Raw genomic sequence first — 18189 nt, forward strand, 5'->3', positions numbered from 1 at the left:
TGTTGGTCACGCTGTGTGCACCGTCGAGGGCGTCCGACGGGCCGTCAGATCGGGCCGCGGAGTGCGGCGGAGGCGGGCAGCCGTCTTCGCGGTGTGGCGGGCGTCACGCCGAACGGGGCCCGCGGGGGCGTACCACCGCTGGTCAGCGGGGGGACCGCCCGGTTGATCGCGGGCGGCCAAAGCTAGCATGGGAGCGCCTTAGCTCGGCCTACCCTCGAAAGTTGAACTTGTGACTGTCAATGACGACGTGTTCACGGACTGGATGAACCGCGAGGAGATCGCGGAGTCGATGATCCCGATCATCGGGCGGCTGCACCGCGAGCGGGACGTGAACGTCCTGCTGCACAGCCGTTCCCTGGTGAACAAGTCGGTGGTCAGCATCCTGAAGACGCACCGCTTCGCCCGCCAGATCGCCGGCGAGGAGCTCTCGGTCACCGAGACCATGCCGTTCCTCCAGGCCCTCACCACGCTCGACCTCGGTCCCTCGCAGATCGACCTCGGCATGCTGGCCGCCACCTACCGTGCGGACGACCGCGGCCTCACCGTCGAGCAGTTCACCGCCGAGGCGGTGGTCGGGGCGACCGGCGAGCACAAGCTGGAGCGCCAGGCCCCGCGCGACGTGGTGCTGTACGGCTTCGGCCGGATCGGCCGCCTGCTGGCCCGCCTCCTGGTGGAGAAGGCCGGCTCGGGCAACGGCCTGCGGCTGCGCGCCATCGTGGTCCGCAACAGCGGCGGCGAGGACCTGGTCAAGCGCGCCTCGCTGCTGCGCCGCGACTCCATCCACGGGCAGTTCCAGGGCTCGATCACCGTGGACGAGGCGAACAGCACCATCGTCGCCAACGGCAACGCGATCAAGGTGATCTACTCCAACGACCCCAGCGAGGTGGACTACACCGCCTACGGGATCAAGGACGCGATCCTGGTCGACAACACCGGCCGCTGGCGCGACCGCGAGGGCCTGTCCAAGCACCTGCGGCCGGGCATCGCCAAGGTCGTGCTGACCGCGCCGGGCAAGGGCGACGTCCCGAACATCGTGCACGGCGTCAACCACGACACCGTCAAGCCGGACGAGCAGATCATCTCCTGCGCCTCCTGCACCACCAACGCGATCGTGCCGCCGCTGAAGGCGATGGCCGACGAGTACGGCGTGCTGCGCGGCCACGTGGAGACCGTCCACTCGTTCACCAACGACCAGAACCTGCTGGACAACTACCACAAGGCCGACCGCCGCGGCCGCTCCGCGCCGCTGAACATGGTGATCACCGAGACCGGTGCCGCCTCCGCGGTCGCCAAGGCGCTGCCGGACCTGCAGGCGAAGATCACCGGCAGCTCGATCCGCGTCCCGGTGCCGGACGTCTCGATCGCCATCCTCAACCTGCAGCTGGCCCGCGAGACCACCCGCGAGGACGTCCTCGACCACCTGCGGGACGTCTCGCTGACCTCCCCGCTGAAGCGGCAGATCGACTTCATCGACTCGCCCGACGCGGTCTCCAGCGACTTCATCGGCTCCCGCCACGCCTCGATCGTCGACGCGGGCGCCACCAAGGTCGAGGGCGACAACGCGATCCTCTACCTGTGGTACGACAACGAGTTCGGCTACTCGTGCCAGGTGATCCGGGTCGTCCAGCACGTCTCGGGCGTCGAGTACCCGACCTTCCCGCGCCCGGCGGTCTGATCCGTTCGGAACCCTGGTGGAACCCCGGCCGGCCTGCGTGCCCGCCGGGGTTCCGGCGTTCCGGGGGCTGACGGACCGTCAGTTCTCCTTCTCGGCGCGCTTCCTGGCGTAGGCCCGGGCCGCCCGGACCCGGTCGCCGCAGCGGGTGGAGCACCAGTGGCGGGAGGCGTGGCCGCGGACCAGGAAGCGGGTGCAGGGGCTGCCGCCGCAGGCGGCGAGCTTCTCCGCGTCGGCGCCGGTCAGCAGGTCGGCGGCGTCGGCCGCGAGCAGCGCCATCGCGTGGTCGGCCAGCCGGTCCGCGGGGTGGGTGACCGAGCGGTGCAGCCCGAGGTCGGCGTCCCACCGCAGCAGTGGCGCGGACGGGGTGGCGGTCAGGGCGGCGTTGACGGCCGCCAGCGCGTCGGCGGGCGCGGGCCGGCCGGCGGTGTGGGCGTCCAGGAGTTCCCGCAGGGCGGCGCGCAGGCCGTGCAGCCGGCCGTTGCAGACGTCGTACACCTGCGCGCCGGCCGGGGCGAGACCGTGTTCGACCAGCCAGGCGGAGGTCTCGGCGGGTGTGGCGAGCAGGTCGAGCGTCCCGCCCGGGAGGGTCAGCGCGGAGTTGACGAAGTCCAGGGCGACGTACCGCTCGGCGCCGGGGGCGGGCGGGGGCGCGGGGGCGGCGACGGCGGCGGGACGCTGGCTCATGCCTCTCATGGTAAAGCGTCCAGTTGCCCGTGAGTGGGCGGGTCGCGGTGCGGGCCGGTGGGAGAATGATCGGGACCGCCGGGGCGAGGCCTGCCCGGCAAGCAGATGGTGCCGTCCGTGATGTACCCGCCGGTCGGTGACGCCCCTGCGGCCTACAAGTCCCACCCGGGCGAGGAGTTCCTGTTCGTGCACGCGGGTCGCGCCGAGCCGGCGTTCCCCGACCGGACGGTGCAGCTCGGCCCCGGCGACAGCGTGTACGTCAACTCCTTGGTGCCGCACCGGCTGCGCAGCCTGGACGGGCGGGCGGCCGAGGTGCTGCTGGTGATCCGCGACGAACCCGTGGCGGCGGAGGGCCGGGTCCCGTCGCTCCCGTGAGCCCCCGCCGCAGCGGGTTCGTGGTGGTGCGTCAGGCGGGTCACCGGGTTCGGTCCTCGGTGCTCGGGGCCTCGGTGAGGGCGTCGCCGTGACCGGCGCGCAGGGCGCGGCGGGCGTAGTAGGCGAAGTTCGCCTGCCCGCGCTCGGGGGTGGAGGTCCAGTCGTGGGCCTCCTTGGCGAGCAGCTCCGGGATCTCCTGGATCCGCCCGGCCGCGGCGGCCAGCAACTGGAGCCGGGCCGCCCGTTCGAACAGGATCGCCAGGGTGCAGGACTCCTCGACGCTCGCGGTGGCGACGAGTTGGCCGTGGTGGGCGAGCAGCAGCGCCCGCTTGTCGCCGAGCGCGCCGGCGATCAGCTCGCCCTCCTCGTTGCCGACCGGGATGCCCGGCCACTTCTCCAGGAACGCGCAGTCGTCGTACAGCGGGCACAGGTCCATGTGCGAGACCACCAGCGGTGTCTCCAGCATCGACAGTGCCGAGACGTGCAGCGGGTGGGTGTGGATGATGCAGGTGACGTCCGGCCTGGCCCGGTACACCCAGGAGTGGAAGCGGTTGGCGGGGTTGGCCATGCCGTCGCCCGCCAGGACGTTCAGGTCCTCGTCGACCAGCAGCAGGTTGTCCTCGGTGACCTCGTCGAAGCCGAGGCCGAGCCGCTGCGTGTAGTAGGTGCCCGGCCGTTCGGCGCGGGCGGTGATCTGGCCGGCCAGGCCGGAGTCGTGGCCGGCGTCGAACAGGATCCGGCAGGTCAGCGCGATCTTCTGACGCACCGTCCAGTCGTTGTCGGGTATCGCGGCGCGCATGCGTCGCCGGGCGAGGTCGACCAGTTCGGCCTTCCGTGCGGCAAAGGTGTCCGCCATGGTCCGGGGGCCTCCTCGTCGGTTCGGCGGGTGCCGTGAACGCGGGGTCGACTGTAGGACACCTTGTGTCCAAGCGGCGGTGCCGGACCTCTTCTCACGGAAAACCTTGCGACGAGCCGTGAGGTGCCGCTAGATTTCTCTCACGGGAAACGACACGGTTTCCCGTGACTCAACTGACTCTCCGTGAGGTGTGCGATGACCGATTCCCTCGACATCCAGGTCTTCGGCGGCCCCACCGCCCTGATCGAGTACGGCGGCCTGCGGTTCCTCACCGACCCGACCTTCGACGCTCCCGGCGACTACCCGCGCGGCGACGGCCGGTACCTGACCAAGACCCTGCCCGGGACGGTCGAACCCGCCGAACTCGGCCACCTCGACGCGGTGCTGCTCTCCCACGACGAGCACCCCGACAACCTCGACCACGGCGGGCGCAAGCTGCTGGCCGACGTCCCGCTCACCCTGACCACTCCGAGCGGCGCGATCCGCCTCGGCGGCACCGCGCAGGGCCTCGCCCCGTGGGAGAGCGCCGAGTTGGCCCGTCCCGACGGCGGCGTCGTGACCGTCACCGCCGTCCCCGCCCAGCACGGCCCCGAGGGCTGCGAGCCGATCAGCGGCGAGGTGGTCGGCTTCGTGCTGACCGGCGAGGACCTGCCGGTGGTCTACGTCAGCGGCGACAACGCCTCGCTGGACGTCGTCCGGCGGATCGCCGACCGCGTCGGTCCCGTCGACACCGCCGTCCTGTTCGCCGGCGGCGCCCGGGTCGGCATCTTCGACAACGCCCTGCTCACCCTCGACAGCGCCGCCGCCGCCGAGGCCGCCCGGATCCTCGGCGCCCGCCGCGTCGTCCCCGTCCACTTCGACAGCTGGGCCCACTTCACCGAAGGCCGCGAGCCCCTGCTCGCCGCCTTCGCCGCCGCCGGCCTCACCGACATCCTCGACCTGGCCTGACCCCGGGTCACCACCCCGCGGGCCGCCGCCGGCGGTCCGGCACGGCTCGCCCGAATGCAGTGAGGACTCGTGACCGTCCCGCCCCAGCACGGCCCGGCGCACGGCGATGGGCCGCCGGCGGATCCGTCCGCGTCCGGCAGGCAGCCGTCAGGTCGGATGTCCGCGGGGGTGAAGGTCGCGCTGATCGCTCTCATCGGAACTCTGAGCGCCCGGGCCCGAACCTGTGGCTGTGCGTGCGCACCTCGGAGAAGCGGGTGGCCGCCGTGCACGTCACGGACCTGCAGCACGCGGGTGGGGGCCGGCCGGCCACGGCGACGGTGTCCGTCGCGGTGTGGCTCGACTGACCCGGTCAGATCTCGACCAGCATCTTGCCGGTGTTCGCGCCGGTGAGGACGCCGAGGAAGGCGTCGACGATGTGGTCGAAGCCGTGGTGGAGCGTCTCGGGGGAGTGGATCGCGCCGGAGCGCAGGTGCGGGGCGAGCAGGGAGTAGAGCTCCGGCTGGGCGTCGAGGTGGTGGCGGACCAGGAAGCCTTCGAGGCGGATGGACTTGCCGACCAGGTCGAACAGGTTGTGCGGGGCGGCCGGCGGGGTCGCGGCGGCGTACTGGGCGATGGCGCCGCACCAGGCGATGCGGCCGAAGTCGCGCATCGCGTCGATCGCGGCGGCCAGGTGCTCGCCGCCGACGTTGTCGAGGTAGACGTCGATGCCGTCGGGTGCGGCGCCGTGCAGCAGCTCGCGGACCGGCCCGTCGTGGTAGTCGAAGGCCACGTCGAAGCCGAGCCGGTCGGTGAGGAAGGCGGTCTTGGCGGGCGTCCCGGCCGAGCCGATCACCCGGCGGGCGCCGAGCAGGCGGGCGAGTTGGCCGGCCGCGGTGCCGACGCCGCCCGCCGCCGCGGAGACGAAGAGGTCCTCGCCGGGCTTGAGGCCGGCGATCCGGGTCAGGCCGACGTAGGCGGACAGGCCGGTGCCGCCCAGGATGCCGAGGTGCGCGCTGAGCGGGACGCCGGGCAGCTCGGGCAGCACCCGCACGTCCCCGGGCGTCACCACCGCGTGGGTGCGCCAGCCCTGACGGTGGATCACCGCGGTGCCGACCGGCAGGGCCGGGCTGCGGGACTCCACCACCCGGCCGACCGCGCGGCCCTCCAGCGGGGCGTTCAGCGCGTACCCGCCGTCGCCGCCGGCCATCGAGCCGAGCATGTAGGGGTCGACCGACAGGTAGGCGTTCTCCACCAGCGCGGTGCCCTCGGTGAGGGCGGGCAGCTCGTCGGCGACGAACGCGAACTGCTCGGCAGTGGGCAGCCCCTGCGGGCGGGCGGTCTGGTGGACGGCGAGAGCGGTGCGGGTGGCGGTGCGGGTCATGGCGCTGCTCCAGGGTCGGACGTGCGGTGGGTGACGGGTTCGACCGTAGGGAGCGGCGCGATGCCCTGGCAGGGGCCGGCGTCGATGGAACGCCGCCTGCCATGAATGCCGTTCATGGCTGCCGCTACGCTGCGCGGATGGCAGATCTCCTTCCGCAGGAGCTGCGGGTGCTGGCCGCGGTCGCCGACACCGGTAGCTTCACCGCCGCCGCCGAGCGGCTCGGCATGACCCAGTCCGCCGTCTCGCACGCGGTCCGCGGCTGCGAACGCAAGCTCGGCGCCGTGCTGTTCGACCGCGGTCGGCGCGGTGCGAGCCCGACCGAGGCGGGTGCCCGTGTGGTCGGGCACGCCCGGCGGATCCTGCGATTGCTGGCCGCGCTGCCGTACGAGGCGCAGCGCGGCGCGGGCGAGCCGGTGGCCGGGCCGCTGCGGATCGCCGCCTTCCGGAGCGTCGCCGTGCACCTGCTGCCCGCCGTGCTCGCCGGGCTGGCGGTGCGTCACCCGGGCGTGGAGCCGCAGGTGCGGATCGTCCGCGAGCTCGGGCGCGGCACCGCGGGCGAGGTCGCGGACGGGCGCGCCGACCTGGCGCTCGCCACCCTGGACGCGGGCGGCACCGCGCTGCCCGGTCTGCTCGCCGTCCCGCTGTACGAGGAGGGCTACGCGCTCGCCCACCAGCAGGGCCATCCCGATCCGATGCGCCTGCCGCTGGTCGACTGGGACGAGAACTGCGGTTCCTACACCGCCGGTTGGTGGCGGCGGCAGGAGTGGATCCCGGCCGCGACCGTCAACGTCGAGGACGACACGGTGGTCCTCTCGATGGCCGCCCAGGGACTCGGCATGGCCATCATGCCGCGCCTCACCCTGCTCAACCCGCCTACCGCCCTCGCGATCACCGACCTGGGCCCCGAGCCGCCGACCCGCCAGGTCGGCTACGTCACCACCCCCGAACTCGCCCGCACCGCCGCCGTCCGCGCCCTCATCCGGGAACTCCGCACCGCGCCTCTCCCCGAAGGCGTCACCCTCGCCGACGGCTCGAGGGTCCGGGCCTGAGGTGTGAGACTGCGGTCCGACGGTCTGACCCGCACGGAGGGGGACGTACGTGAAGGACCTGCAGAACGGCCTCACGGCGCTGCTGCCGAGCGCGCTCGGGGTGCAGGTGCGGGCCGAGGCGTGCCCGGCGTGGCTGGTGCGGCCGGGGCGGGTGGAGTGTGCCGGGCGGTGGCCCGCCGTGGCGGTGATCTACCGTGCGCTGACCGGACTCGCCCTGCCTGACCTGGCCCCGCCTCGCGAGCACCGCCGGCTGGACGTGCTGCTGACCCATCCGGACGGCCGGCAGCAGGTGCTGGAGGTCGACGAACGCCAGCACTTCACCGGTGCGCGGGCCGTCAGCCTCGCGCACTACCCGTCCGACGCCGTCCTGGGGTTCGATGCCGCCCGATGGTCGCGGCGGGCCCGGGAGTTGACCGGCCGTGAGCCCGGTGGCGGGTTCGCCCCGGGCCCGGCCTCTGCTGTTTCCCGGCGCGGGCGGCCGGCACCGGCAGCGGGCCTTCCGGGATGCGCTGGCCGATCTGCTGCCCGCGGAGCACGGCTGGCTGCCGACGCTGCGGATCGATGACATCGAGGCGGCGGCGGTGCTGGCTTCGGCTGAACCGGTGGACGCCGTGCGGCGGTTGCTGGCGGGACGGCCGGGAATCGGGTGGGCCGGGGCGCCCCGCCGCCCGTGAGCGGGTGCCGGGTCCGGCCGGGGGGATGAACGGACCCGGTGGGCGGCGGGGCGGGGCGGTGACGTGGCCCCGACAACGAGTGTGGGCGGGGGCGCTCACGTTTGGTTAACGTCCGGGTGACGTGCGGAAACGGGGGTCGGGTGTGGTTGACTGGGCGGGCCGTTCGGCCCGGAAGGGTGGAACGGGCGCGCTCCGGCGGTGAGTTGGAGTGCGTCCGCGGGCGGCGGGGATGTTCGGGGATGTCGGGGAACGTGGGACTGCCGTCAGGGGGAGCGATGCGGGCGCTCGCCGAAGTCGAGGACGAGCCGCTGCGGGCGGACGGGCTGGTGTTGCGCCGGCCGGTCGTCGGCGATGCGCCGCTGGTGTTCCGGGGGACCCGGGACCCGCTGGTCCGGGAGTTCCTGCAGGCGGTGATCCCGCACCTGGACATGGCGGCCGCCGAGCGCTGGCTGACCGAGGTGCCGCCGCTGCTCTGGGCCGAGGGCCGGGCCGCGTACTTCACCGTGGACCTGGACGAAGAGCCGGTCGGCTGGGCCGAGTTGGTGAACCTGGACGCGGCGGACCAGAGCGCCGAGGTGGCCGTGTGGCTGCTGCCGGAGCATCGGCGGATGCGGACCGCGACCGGCGCGCTGCGCCTGGTCTGCCGGTTCGGCTTCGAGCGGCTGGGCCTGCGCCGGATCGACGCCTTCGCCGCCGCCGACAACATGCCGAGCCAGGTGATGGGCGCCGCGATCGGGTTCCGGCGGGCCGGCTACCGTCCGGCGCTTTTCCGCAGCTCCCGCACCCAGCGGCTGCACGACGCCGTGCACGCCACCCTCGTCCCGGACGACCTGTGCTGACCGCCGGAACGAGACGACGGCGGGTGGATCGGAACGGCGCGCGGATGACGGCGTCGCGAGGCTGACGCGTGCGGGCGGCGCAGGCCGCCGGGCGCACCCCGGGTCGCCGGACGGCGACGGGCGCGAGACCAGGCAAGAGAACGGGAAGCAGCGCGGGCAGGCGACTGTCCGGCAGGGCACAAGGAGTGACGACATGTCAGGAAGCGTCCGGCTGGAGGCCGGTGGCCGCGGTGAGCTGCTGATCACCGCCGACGGAACGTTCCGCGCGAGCGGGGCGGACGGCGGCGGCGAGCGGACCGGTCGGCTCGACGGTGCGCTGGTGCGGCGGGTGCTGGGCGGCCTCGGCGAGGCGCCCGTGCCGGTCGAGGAGCCGGCCACGGCGCGGCGGCTGACCGTCGTCGGCCAGCCCGGCCACCCCGACCGGCAGTGGACCGACGGGACGGCGGCGCCCGTCCCGGTCTCGGCCACCGCGTTGGAGGCGCTGCTGGACCAGCTGCTCGCCGAGCCGGGCAGCCCCGCCGCGCTGCCGGGCGTGCTGGCGATCGCCGACCCGACCGCCCGCGGCGCCCGCACCGCCGCCGCCGTCGGCACCGTGGGCGGCCGGGCCGCGTACGCGCTGGTGGACGAGGACGGCTCGTTCGGGCTGACCGCGCTGGACGACGCCGAGTCGCTCGGCGGCTCGGACGCCGACGCGGGCCTGCTGCCCACCGCCGTGGCACTCGGCGAGGCCGCCGGCCGCTCGCTGTTCGCGGTCGGCGGTGCGGACGGCTCGGTGCAGGTCTGGGACGCCGTCACCGGGCAGGTCGCGCACGGCACCACCGGCGGCGAGGGCGCCCAGGCGGTGGCCGCCGCGGTGATCGGCGACATCCCGGTGGCGTTCTCGGCCGGCCAGTCCGGCGACCTGCGGGCGATCCGCGCCGACAACGGCAGGGTGCTGGGCACCCTGCCCACCGGCGGCTCCGGCGCCACCGTGCTGCGCGCCGCGCGCTGCGCCGGACTCGACCTGCTGGTCGCCGCCTCGCCCGACGGCAGCGTCCGGGTGTGGAACGCCGCCGACGGCGAGCAGTTGCACCTGCTGGTCGGCCACCGCGGCGAGGTCCGCGCCCTCGCGGTGCTCGGCATCGGCGACCAGGCGGTGCTCGCCTCGGCGGGCCTGGACCGCCGGATCCGGCTCTGGGACCTGGCCACCGGCCAGATCGTCGCCGAACTCGACGGCCACACCGGCACCGTCACCGGCCTGGCCTTCCTCGACCTCGACGGCCGCCCGGTGCTGGCCTCCTGCGCGCTGGACGGCACGGTGCGCACCTGGGACGTGTACGACGGCCGCGCGCTGCGCGGCTGGCCCGCCGGGGAGTGGCTGACCGCGCTGGCCGCCGACGGCGCCCGGCTGCTGGTCGGCGACGAGCACGGCCGGATCACCGCCTGGGACGCCGCCACCGGGACCGCCCGCGAGACGCCCGCCCCGCTCGGCCGGACCGGCACCCCGGTCACCGCGCTGGCGAGCGGCGAACTGTTCGGCCGGGCCGTGCTGGTGGCGGGCTTCGGCGACGGCACCCTGGTGTCCTGGGACGCGCTGACGGCCACTCAGCTGCTGGAGCTGGCCGCCGACGGCGGTCCGGTGCACGCGCTGGACGTCACCGCCGACGGGCCGGACGGTCCGCTGCTGGTATCCGGCACGGCGGCCGGCTCGGTGCGCGCCCACACGCTGCGCGACGGTACCCCGTACCCGCTGCCGACCCCGCACGCCGGGCCGGTCGCCGGGCTGGCGTTCACCGCCGACGAGCCGCCGCTGCTGGTCTCCGCCGGGCGGGACGGCGTGGTCGCGGTCCGCGACGCCGCCACCGGGGCGGCCCGGCTGCGCTTCGACACCGGCCACGTCGGGACCACCGCGCTGGCGGTCACCCGGGCCGGTGGCCAGCACATCCTGGCCACCGTCGGCGCCGACCTGGTGGTGCGGCTGTGGCACGGCGGCACCGGCGGGGCCGGTCCGGTCTGCGAGGGCCTGGCGCAGCCCGCCGAGGTGCTGGCCTTCGGCGAGTCGGGCGGTCGCCCGGTGGTGATCGCCGGAGCCGCCGACGGCACCGTGCTGGTCTGGTCGGTCGAGAACGGCAGCCTCACCGCGCAGCTCACCGGCGGTGGCGCGGCGGTCCGGTCGCTGGTCTCCCGGGAGTTCGACGGCGAGGCGCTGCTCGCGGCGGGCGACACCGCCGGGACGCTGCGCCTGTGGCACCTGACGAGCGGCACCCTGCTGAACGAGGCCGCCCTGGAGGGTGCTCCGTTGGCGATCGACCTCGACGAGGCGGGCCTGCGGATCGTCACCCCCGGTGGGGCGGTGTCCCTCTGACGGACCGCCGCTCCGGGCTCGTCATTCACCGTTCATGACTCCGGGGTAACCTCGCCTCACCGGATGCTGGCCAAGACACGGTGGGGGAAGCGGTGAACTTTCGGCTGCTCGGCGCGGTCTCGGCGGACGGCGTGGACGGGGAACTGCGGCTCGGGCCGGAGAAGCGGCGCAGCCTGCTGGCCCTCCTGCTGCTGCGCCGCAACCGCGCCGTCTCGGTCGCCCAACTGACCGAGGCGCTGTGGGTCGCCGACCCGCCCGCCAACGCCCGCACCGTGGTGCAGAGCCACGTCTCCCGGCTGCGGGCGCTGCTCGCCGAGGCCGAGGCCGACCGGCAGGGGGTGCAACTCGCCACCGCAGGCGACGCCTACACCCTGCAACTGCCGGACGGGCTGGTGGACGTCGAGCAGTTCGACGTCCTGGTGGCGGCGGCCCGCGCCGAGCAGCGTTCCACCGACGTGGTGGACGCGCTGGAGCGGGCGCTGGCGCTGTGGCGCGGGCCGGCGCTGACCGGCACGGTGGCCAGCCCGCCGCTGGAGGCCTGGCGGCAGACCCTGGAGGAGAACCGGCTCGCCGCGGTGGAGACCCTCGCCGAGCACTACCGGCTGCTCGGCGAACCGGCCAGGGCGGCGGAAATTCTACGCGCGGAGACGGTGGCCCACCCGCTGCGCGAGTCGCTGGTCTCCGCGCTGATGCTGGCCCTGTTCGGGGCCGGCCGGCAGTCCGACGCGCTGGACTGGTACCACCGCACCCGGGAGTCCCTGGCCGACCGGCTCGGCGTCGACCCCGGCCGGGCGCTGAACGCCGCCTACGAGCGGATCCTGCGCGGCGAGGGGCTCACCGTCCTCGCTGACGGTCCGTCAACCGCGCTGCTGGAGACCCCGGTCCGGGTGCCGGAGCAGCGCCGGGTCGAACCCGACCCGCTGCCCGCGGTCGACCTGCTGCCCCGCGCGCCGCGCGGGTTCCACGGCCGGGACGCCGAACTCGCGGCCCTCGGCGACGCCGCCCGCAGCGGCCCGGACGGCGCCATCGCCCTGGTCACCGGACCGGCCGGGGTCGGCAAGACCGCGCTCGCCCTGCACTGGGCGCACCGCAACGCCGCCCGCTTCCCCGGCGGCCTGCTCTTCGTCGACCTCGGCGGCCACAGCGACCGCCCCGAGCGCGAGGTCTGCGAGGTGCTGGCCGAGTTCCTCGCCGCACTCGGCGTCGCCCGGGCGGACCTGCCGGAAGGCGCCGCCGCCCGCAGCTCGCTCTACCGGCGGCTCACCACGGGCCGGAAGGTGCTGGTGGTGATCGACAACGCCCGCGACGCCGGGCAGGTCCGTCCGCTGCTGCCCGGCGGCGCGGACGGGGTCGCCGTGGTGACCAGCCGGCACCGGATGCTCGGCCTGCTGGTCTCCGAACTCGCCCGCCCCGTCCCGGTGGCGGTGCTCGACCAGGACGAGTCCACCGCGCTGCTCGCCCGGGTGCTCGGCCCGGCCCGGATCGCCGCGGAGCCCGCCGCCGCCCGCGAACTCGCCCGGCTCTGCGACGGCCTGCCGCTCGCCCTGCGGATCGCCGCGGCCAAGATCGCCGCCGACCCGCGCCGCGGCATCGCCGCCCTGGTCGGCCAACTCCGGCACGAGCAGCGCCGGCTCGGCCGGCTGGCCGCCGAAGAGGTCAGCGTGACCAGCGCGTTGCGGCTGTCCTACGAGCAACTCACGGAGCCCGCCGCCCGGTTGTTCCGCACCCTGGGCTTCCACCCGGGGCCGGTGATCGACGCCTACACCGCCGCCGCGCTCGGCGACCTCGACCTGTGCGCCACCGCCGAAGCCCTCGAACAGCTCGCCGCCACCCACCTGATCGGCGAGACCGACGGCGGCCGGTACACCCTGCACGACCTGGTCTGGCTGTACGCCCGGGAGTTGAGCGACCAGGCCGGCCCCGCCGAGCAGACCCTCGCCCGGGAACGCCTCGCCGACCAGTACCTGTACACCGGCCTGGCCGCCGCCGAGGCCGCCGAACCCGGCAGCCAGCCCTGCTTCGTCCCCGCGCCCGACAGCCACCGGCCGCGCGCCACCGCCGAGTTCGCCACCGCGGCGGAGGCGCTGGCCTGGCTCGGCGCGCACCGCGAGACGCTCGCCCAGCTGATCGCCACCGCCGACCCGGCGCGGGCCTGGCGGCTGGTGCTCACCCAGTGGCCGCTGATCCTGCGCCGGGTCCGCGACGGCTGGGTGCCGCAACTGGAACAGGCCCTGGACGCCGCCGTCGAAGCGGGCGACCCGGACGGCGAGAGCCAGGTCCGCGCGCTGCTCGGCTGGGTGCTGGTCTCCAACCGCCGTCTGCCCGAGGCGTTGACCTGCCTCGCCCCGGCCGCCGACCTCGCCCAGCGGGCCGGCAACCAGGTCGGCCGGGCGGTCGCCCTGATCAACCTGTCCCTGGTGCAGTCCGAACTCGGCGACACTGCCACGGCCGGCGGCGGACTCGCCCAGGCCCTGGAGATCGCGCTCGCCGTCGACCACCGGCACACCGTCACCCTCGCGCTGCAGCACCTCGCCCGCCACCTGCTGGACACCGGCCGCCCCCGGCAGGCCATCGAACACGCCCGGCACGGGCTGGAGTTGACCGCCGACGAGGCCCCCGCCACGCGTCGCGTCCTGCTGCACACCACCTGCGGAGAGGCGCTCACCGTGCTCGGCCGGCACTCCGAGGCCCGCACCCGGTTGCAGGCCGCACTGGCCGAAGCCGAACGCCTCGGCCACGACGAGGCCACCGCCGAGGTGCTGCACGCCCTCGCCCGCGCCGAGGACGCCGCCGGACTCGCCCGCGCGGCCGGCGTCCACCGCCGCCGCGCCGAGGAACTCAGCCCGCTGTGACCGGGTTCACGGATACGTCGTAAAGCGGTTGACGGGGCGTTAGCCATGCGCATGCGGAAAGCAAGGAACGTAGTGCAGGATGAGAGAGTGCGGCAGTTGCGGGTACGTCCCGGTACTGCCCGTGGCACCGCGTCCGCACCCGCTGCTCACCCGGTCGCCCCGGGAACCGGTCGATCCTCGCCAGCCCGCACACGGGGAAGTCGAAGCCGGAGGGGTGTGCGGGGATGGCCGACGAAACGGTGTGGATCGATCTCGACGAGGTCCAGTCCTCAGCCAAGACGATCATGGGGTTGCTGAAGGAACTGGAGGGCCCGGCCAACCAGTTGGAGGCCGCCGTCAAGCAGGTTCAGGCGTCCGTCTACGGCACCGACCTGCTCGGCAAGTCGCTGCAGGGCGGCGGCTCATCGGTCGGCGGACTGGCCCAGCACCAGGAGCAGGTGATGGCGGGCATCCGGGTGCTGATGCAGAACGCCACCGCGATGGGCGAGAACCTGCTCACCATGGCGGCCCGGCACGAGGCCAACGACGAACAGCAGGCCAGCGAGCTGACCCGGATCAGCGACACCGGGGCGATGCCCCTCTCGCCGGTCGTCGCAGGACTGCCGGCCGGCACCGTCTCCGCGACGCCGCAGACCCTGCAGCCGGCGCACCTCGCGCAGCCCGACGAGGTGGCCGAGATGTCGCCGCGCCTGCGCCCGATGGAGGAGGTGCCCGCCGAACGGGGCACCCCCGCGGTCGACCCGATCACCCCGCCCGCGCCGATCGGGCCGGTCAGCGTCCCCGACGCCGGGGTCGACTACCACGACCCGAACGCGCCGGAGCTGCACTACAACGACAACCCGAACCCGCTGTTCGTGGACACCACGGTCGCGGACTGAGCTGACGCCGGCCGCCCGCTGTTCTGACGCGGGCGGCCCCGGCGTCCTGGCCGCCCCGAGAACGACCCGTCCGACGCACGGCCGGCCGCCACACCGGCCGATCCGACGAGCCGTCACCGGACCACACCGGTGCCGGCCGTCGCCGAACCGACCCCGACTCCCTCGCAGAGAGCTTTCCGCCATGATCGAGCTGCCGGCCGACCTCGCCGAAGTACTCAAGACCGTGCAGAAGAACGAGAACGGCAAGGACATCCTGTTCCCCGACGGCGACGAGGAGCTGCTCGGCCAGCTCGCCGCCGCCTGGGACAAGTGGAACGAGGTCGCCGGCACCCACGTCCAGGCGATCGCCCAGGCCGCGAACCGCGCGATGTCCAGCATGGCCGGACCCGCCGCCGACAGCTTCCAGCAGTACCTGCAGAAGTTCGCCGCCGGCGACGGCTCGCACGTCGCCACCACCCTGCAGGCCGGCCACGGCCTGGCCCAGAGCCTGCACGGCGCGAGCCAGGCGGTCACCGGCACCAAGAACGAGATGATCCGCGAACTCCAGTACGCCAAGGAGTACATCGAGCAGAACCCGGCGGGCAAGCACGACGACATCGCCCAGTCCGAGGGCATCAAGCAGGCCGCCGCCACCTACCACTCGTACGTCGGCCAGGTCGGCAACGGCGTCGACGGCATGCTCCGCAAGAGCGCCGGTCACATCAGCGACATGACGGGCATGGGCAAGACCTGCGCCCTCAACGGCGCGGGCGGCGCCGGCACTTCGGGCGGCGACGGAACGATGAGCTCCGGCGGTACGGGTATCGACGGCCTGAAGGGCGGCCCGATCGACCCGCGGACCGGACGCCCCCTGCCGCCCGGCACGATGATCGACCCGGTCACCGGACTGCCGGTGCAGGGCGGTGCGGGCGCGATCGACCCCCGCACCGGACTTCCGCTGAGCGGTGCGGGCGCGATCGACCCCCGCACCGGACTCCCGCTGAGCGGTGCGGGCGCGATCGACCCGGCGACGGGACTGCCGTTGAACGCCGGCGGCGCCGCAGGCGCCGCTCCCTTCGCGATGCCCGCAGCCACTCCGACCTCGTTCGACGGGCTCGCCGGTGGCGGTGCGGGCGGTGGCGGTGCGGGCGGTGGCGGCGGGTCCGCTCCCTTCTCCATGCCCGCGCCCCACCCGAACTCGTTCGACGGTGGCGGTGGGGGCGGCGGTGCCTTCGACCCCGGTTCGTTCGGCGGCGGTGGAGGCGGCGGCGCCGGTGGCGGTGGGACCGAGACGCACAAGCTGCAGCCGTTCAAGCCGATGACGCCCGACATGCCGAACTTCGGCCAGGGCGCGGGCGTGGGCGGCGGGACCCCGACCTTCACCCCGCTGCCGGTCAGCCCGTCGCACGGCTCGCTGAACCTGGCCGGCCTCTCCGACCTCAACCTCGGTGGCGCGGGCGGCAGTTCGGCGCTCGGCGGTGGCGGAGGCGGCTTCGGCGGCGGTTCGGGCGGTGGCCTCGGTGGCGGTCTGGGCGGCTCCGGGACCGGCGGACTGTCCCCGTTCGGCGGCGCGGGCGGCCTCGGCGGCGCGCTCGGCGGAGCCCTCGGCGGGGCGCTCGGCGGCGGTGGCGGCGGCGCCCTCGGCCTGGGCGGCGCGGAGACCGCGCGCTCCGGCGGCCTGGGCGCGGCCTCGGCCGGCAGCCTGAGCGGCGCCGCGGGCGCGATGGGCCGCGCCGGCGCGGTGGCCGGCTCCGGCCTGGGCTCCGGCGCCGGTGGCAGCGCCGCCCGGGCGGGCGGCGGCATGGCCGGTGGCGGCATGGGCGGCGGCCACATGCCCGGTGCGGGCGGTGGCGGGCGCGGGGGCGGCAAGGAAGGCCGCAAGGGCAACCGCTTCCTCAGCCCCACCCGCTTCGGTACCGAGGGCGAGGAGGAAGAGGAGCTGCTGGCGGAGGACGCCGGCATCCTCGGCCAGGCCGGCGAGGCCGAACCGCGCGACCGGCAGTGGCAGCGCGCCCGCCGCCGCTGGCTGGACGACGCCCGCGCCGAGGGCACCTTCGCCGGGCCCGAGCCCACGGCCACCGCGACCCCCGCCGCGGCCGGCCCCACCAGCGAACAGGCGGTGCTCAACCAGCTCGCCGGCGTCCTGCTCGGCACCGGCACCGACGCGGAGTCGGACACCCCGGCCGAGGCCGGGACGGTCACCGAGACGGCGAGCGGCGGGACGCCCGCCGTCGACCTGACGACCCGCCAGGAGACCTCGAGCGCGGCCGAGTCCACGGGCAGCGCCGACGACGACTACCTGGAGCGCTCCCGGTCCGCCGCCGCGCGGCGCGGCCACCCCGACGCACCCGAGGCCGCGGCCGCCCCGACCCCCGCGACGGCGTCCGCGACCGCGGCCGCTGCGGCACCGGAGGCGGCGGCCAAGCCCGCCCCGCTCCGCGAGGAGGGCGGCTACCAGGTCCCCAGCCCCTTCCTGCGCGCCGCGCTCACCCGCCTCGCGGCCCCCGCCGCGGACTGACCCGCGCCCGCCGTCGAATCCGCACCTGACGAAGGATCACCATGAGCAACGACGAGCCGGCCTGGTACGAGACCGAGGCCACCGCCCGGGTCGAACCCGAACACCTGAGCCGCCTCGTGGCGCAGGAGGCGACCCCCGCGTTCCGCGTGGGCACGGTCGCCACCGAGGGTGTGCCCCTCGAGCCGCTGCAGGCCCGGACCGCCGAGATCCCGGCGGAGCCGTTGCTGCAGGCGCGGGTGGGGACGGTTCAGGCCGAGCCGTTGATGCAGGCGCGGGTGTCCGAGGCGATCCCGGCGGAGCCGATGCTGCAGGGTCGCCTGACGGCGCAGCAGATGGAGCCGATGGAGGGCCGGCTGACGGCGCAGCAGGTGCAGCCGATGGAGGGTCGGCTGACGGCGCAGCAGATGGAGCCGATGGAGGGTCGGCTCACGGCGCAGCAGATGGAGCCGATGGAGGGTCGGCTCACGGCGCAGCAGGTGGAGCCGAGGCTGCAGGATCTGACGGCGCAGCGTACGGAGCCGAGGCTGCAGGATCTGACGGCCGCGGTGCCGGCCGAGCGGCGGCTGAAGGACGCGGTCGCGGCCGAGCCCGCCACGGCGGACGCCGTCGCCGCGGAGCCCCTGCGCCGGATGACGGGCACGGTGCCCGCTCAGCAGGCGCAGGCCCGTACCGGAATGGAGGCCGCCAAGCGGTCCGCGTCGTCCGGCGACGGCGGCGGCGGTGCCGGGCAGGGGTTCCAGGTCAACCCGGAGCAGTACCAGGCGGCGGTGTCGCCGATGCTCGCCGCGTCCGAGCAGGTCCGGTCGCTGTACACCTCGTTGAGCGCGTTCCTGCCGTCGCTGGAGGCGCAGAACCCGTGGGGCAACGACGAGTCCGGCAAGAAGTTCGCCGAGGGTGAGAAGGGCTACCTGAAGTACAGCAAGGACACCCTGGACGTCGTGAAGGGCCTGCCCGACGCGCTGAAGGGCATCGCCGACGGCCTGAAGGCGATGGCCGAGAACTACCAGGGTGCGGACGAGTCGATCACCTCCGAGTTCAACGGCATGGACCTGGGCGACAACCCGATGCCCCTGGCGCCGACCCTGCCGAGCGCCCCGTTGAACAACCCCGTACACATCCCGGTGACCCCGCGGATCTCCCAGAGCGGAAGGCACTGAC

At 74.8% G+C, this 18189-nt stretch carries 14 protein-coding genes; 11 read left to right on the forward strand and 3 right to left on the reverse strand.

Translation table 11 applies throughout. From position 1 onward, the window contains the following. The first annotated feature begins 229 nt into the window (after nucleotides 1–229). Nucleotides 230–1675, forward strand: coding sequence for a glyceraldehyde-3-phosphate dehydrogenase (locus tag AB0K51_RS07210; RefSeq protein WP_363451474.1), 1446 nt, complete (start codon nucleotides 230–232; stop codon nucleotides 1673–1675). Nucleotides 1676–1753: 78 nt separating this feature from the next. On the opposite strand, the gene AB0K51_RS07215 is transcribed toward AB0K51_RS07210, so the two are convergent. Beyond that, a complete protein-coding gene (locus AB0K51_RS07215) occupies nucleotides 1754–2368 on the reverse strand; it encodes an ABATE domain-containing protein (protein WP_363451476.1) in 615 nt (204 codons plus the stop codon). 111 nt (nucleotides 2369–2479) lie between these two features. Here AB0K51_RS07215 and AB0K51_RS07220 point away from each other — a divergent pair, with 111 nt between their 5' ends. Continuing rightward, complete coding sequence (locus tag AB0K51_RS07220; RefSeq protein ID WP_363451745.1) at nucleotides 2480–2734, forward strand: cupin domain-containing protein; 255 nt, start codon at nucleotides 2480–2482, stop codon at nucleotides 2732–2734. A gap of 40 nt (nucleotides 2735–2774) precedes the next feature. Here the strand turns inward: AB0K51_RS07220 and AB0K51_RS07225 are convergent, their stop codons facing one another. Beyond that, the gene (locus tag AB0K51_RS07225) at nucleotides 2775–3590 is read right to left on the reverse strand and encodes an aldolase (protein WP_363451478.1); all 816 of its coding nucleotides are present in this window, start codon (nucleotides 3588–3590) and stop codon (nucleotides 2775–2777) included. A 195-nt stretch (nucleotides 3591–3785) separates the two neighbouring features. Here AB0K51_RS07225 and AB0K51_RS07230 point away from each other — a divergent pair, with 195 nt between their 5' ends. Beyond that, nucleotides 3786–4538, forward strand: a complete 753-nt coding sequence (locus AB0K51_RS07230) for an MBL fold metallo-hydrolase (protein WP_363451480.1) — start codon at nucleotides 3786–3788, stop codon at nucleotides 4536–4538. Between the two features lie 349 nt (nucleotides 4539–4887). Here AB0K51_RS07230 and AB0K51_RS07235 read toward each other — a convergent pair whose 3' ends face one another. Further along, entirely contained in the window at nucleotides 4888–5898 is a 1011-nt protein-coding gene (locus AB0K51_RS07235; RefSeq protein WP_363451482.1) for an NADP-dependent oxidoreductase, read from the reverse strand. Between the two features lie 137 nt (nucleotides 5899–6035). On the opposite strand from AB0K51_RS07235, the gene AB0K51_RS07240 reads away from it, so the two are divergent. The 8 genes from AB0K51_RS07240 to AB0K51_RS07275 all read left to right on the forward strand — a co-directional run bounded on the left by AB0K51_RS07240 (nucleotide 6036) and on the right by AB0K51_RS07275 (nucleotide 18188). Further along, nucleotides 6036–6947 carry a LysR family transcriptional regulator gene (locus AB0K51_RS07240; RefSeq protein ID WP_363451484.1) on the forward strand — a complete coding sequence of 304 codons (912 nt, stop codon included), beginning with the start codon at nucleotides 6036–6038 and terminating at the stop codon, nucleotides 6945–6947. A gap of 49 nt (nucleotides 6948–6996) precedes the next feature. After that, entirely contained in the window at nucleotides 6997–7512 is a 516-nt protein-coding gene (locus tag AB0K51_RS07245) for a hypothetical protein (protein WP_363451486.1), read from the forward strand. 348 nt (nucleotides 7513–7860) lie between these two features. Continuing rightward, on the forward strand, nucleotides 7861–8460 hold the full coding sequence (locus tag AB0K51_RS07250) for a GNAT family N-acetyltransferase (protein ID WP_363451488.1): 600 nt from the start codon (nucleotides 7861–7863) through the stop codon (nucleotides 8458–8460). Nucleotides 8461–8653: 193 nt separating this feature from the next. Then, nucleotides 8654–10804 (forward strand): WD40 repeat domain-containing protein, encoded by a 2151-nt coding sequence (locus tag AB0K51_RS07255; RefSeq protein ID WP_363451490.1) that lies wholly within the window; start codon nucleotides 8654–8656, stop codon nucleotides 10802–10804. A gap of 92 nt (nucleotides 10805–10896) precedes the next feature. Next, on the forward strand, nucleotides 10897–13656 hold the full coding sequence (locus AB0K51_RS07260; RefSeq protein ID WP_363451492.1) for a BTAD domain-containing putative transcriptional regulator: 2760 nt from the start codon (nucleotides 10897–10899) through the stop codon (nucleotides 13654–13656). A gap of 224 nt (nucleotides 13657–13880) precedes the next feature. Beyond that, a complete protein-coding gene (locus AB0K51_RS07265) occupies nucleotides 13881–14534 on the forward strand; it encodes a hypothetical protein (RefSeq protein WP_363451494.1) in 654 nt (217 codons plus the stop codon). Between the two features lie 181 nt (nucleotides 14535–14715). Further along, nucleotides 14716–17031: a hypothetical protein gene (locus tag AB0K51_RS07270; protein WP_363451496.1), complete on the forward strand. Its 2316-nt coding sequence runs from the start codon at nucleotides 14716–14718 to the stop codon at nucleotides 17029–17031. Nucleotides 17032–17072: 41 nt separating this feature from the next. After that, the gene (locus tag AB0K51_RS07275) at nucleotides 17073–18188 is read left to right on the forward strand and encodes a hypothetical protein (RefSeq protein WP_363451498.1); all 1116 of its coding nucleotides are present in this window, start codon (nucleotides 17073–17075) and stop codon (nucleotides 18186–18188) included. Nucleotide 18189 lies beyond the last annotated feature (1 nt).

The sequence above is a fragment of the Kitasatospora sp. NPDC049285 genome (assembly GCF_040678815.1).
Taxonomy (GTDB): Bacteria; Actinomycetota; Actinomycetes; order Streptomycetales; family Streptomycetaceae; genus Kitasatospora.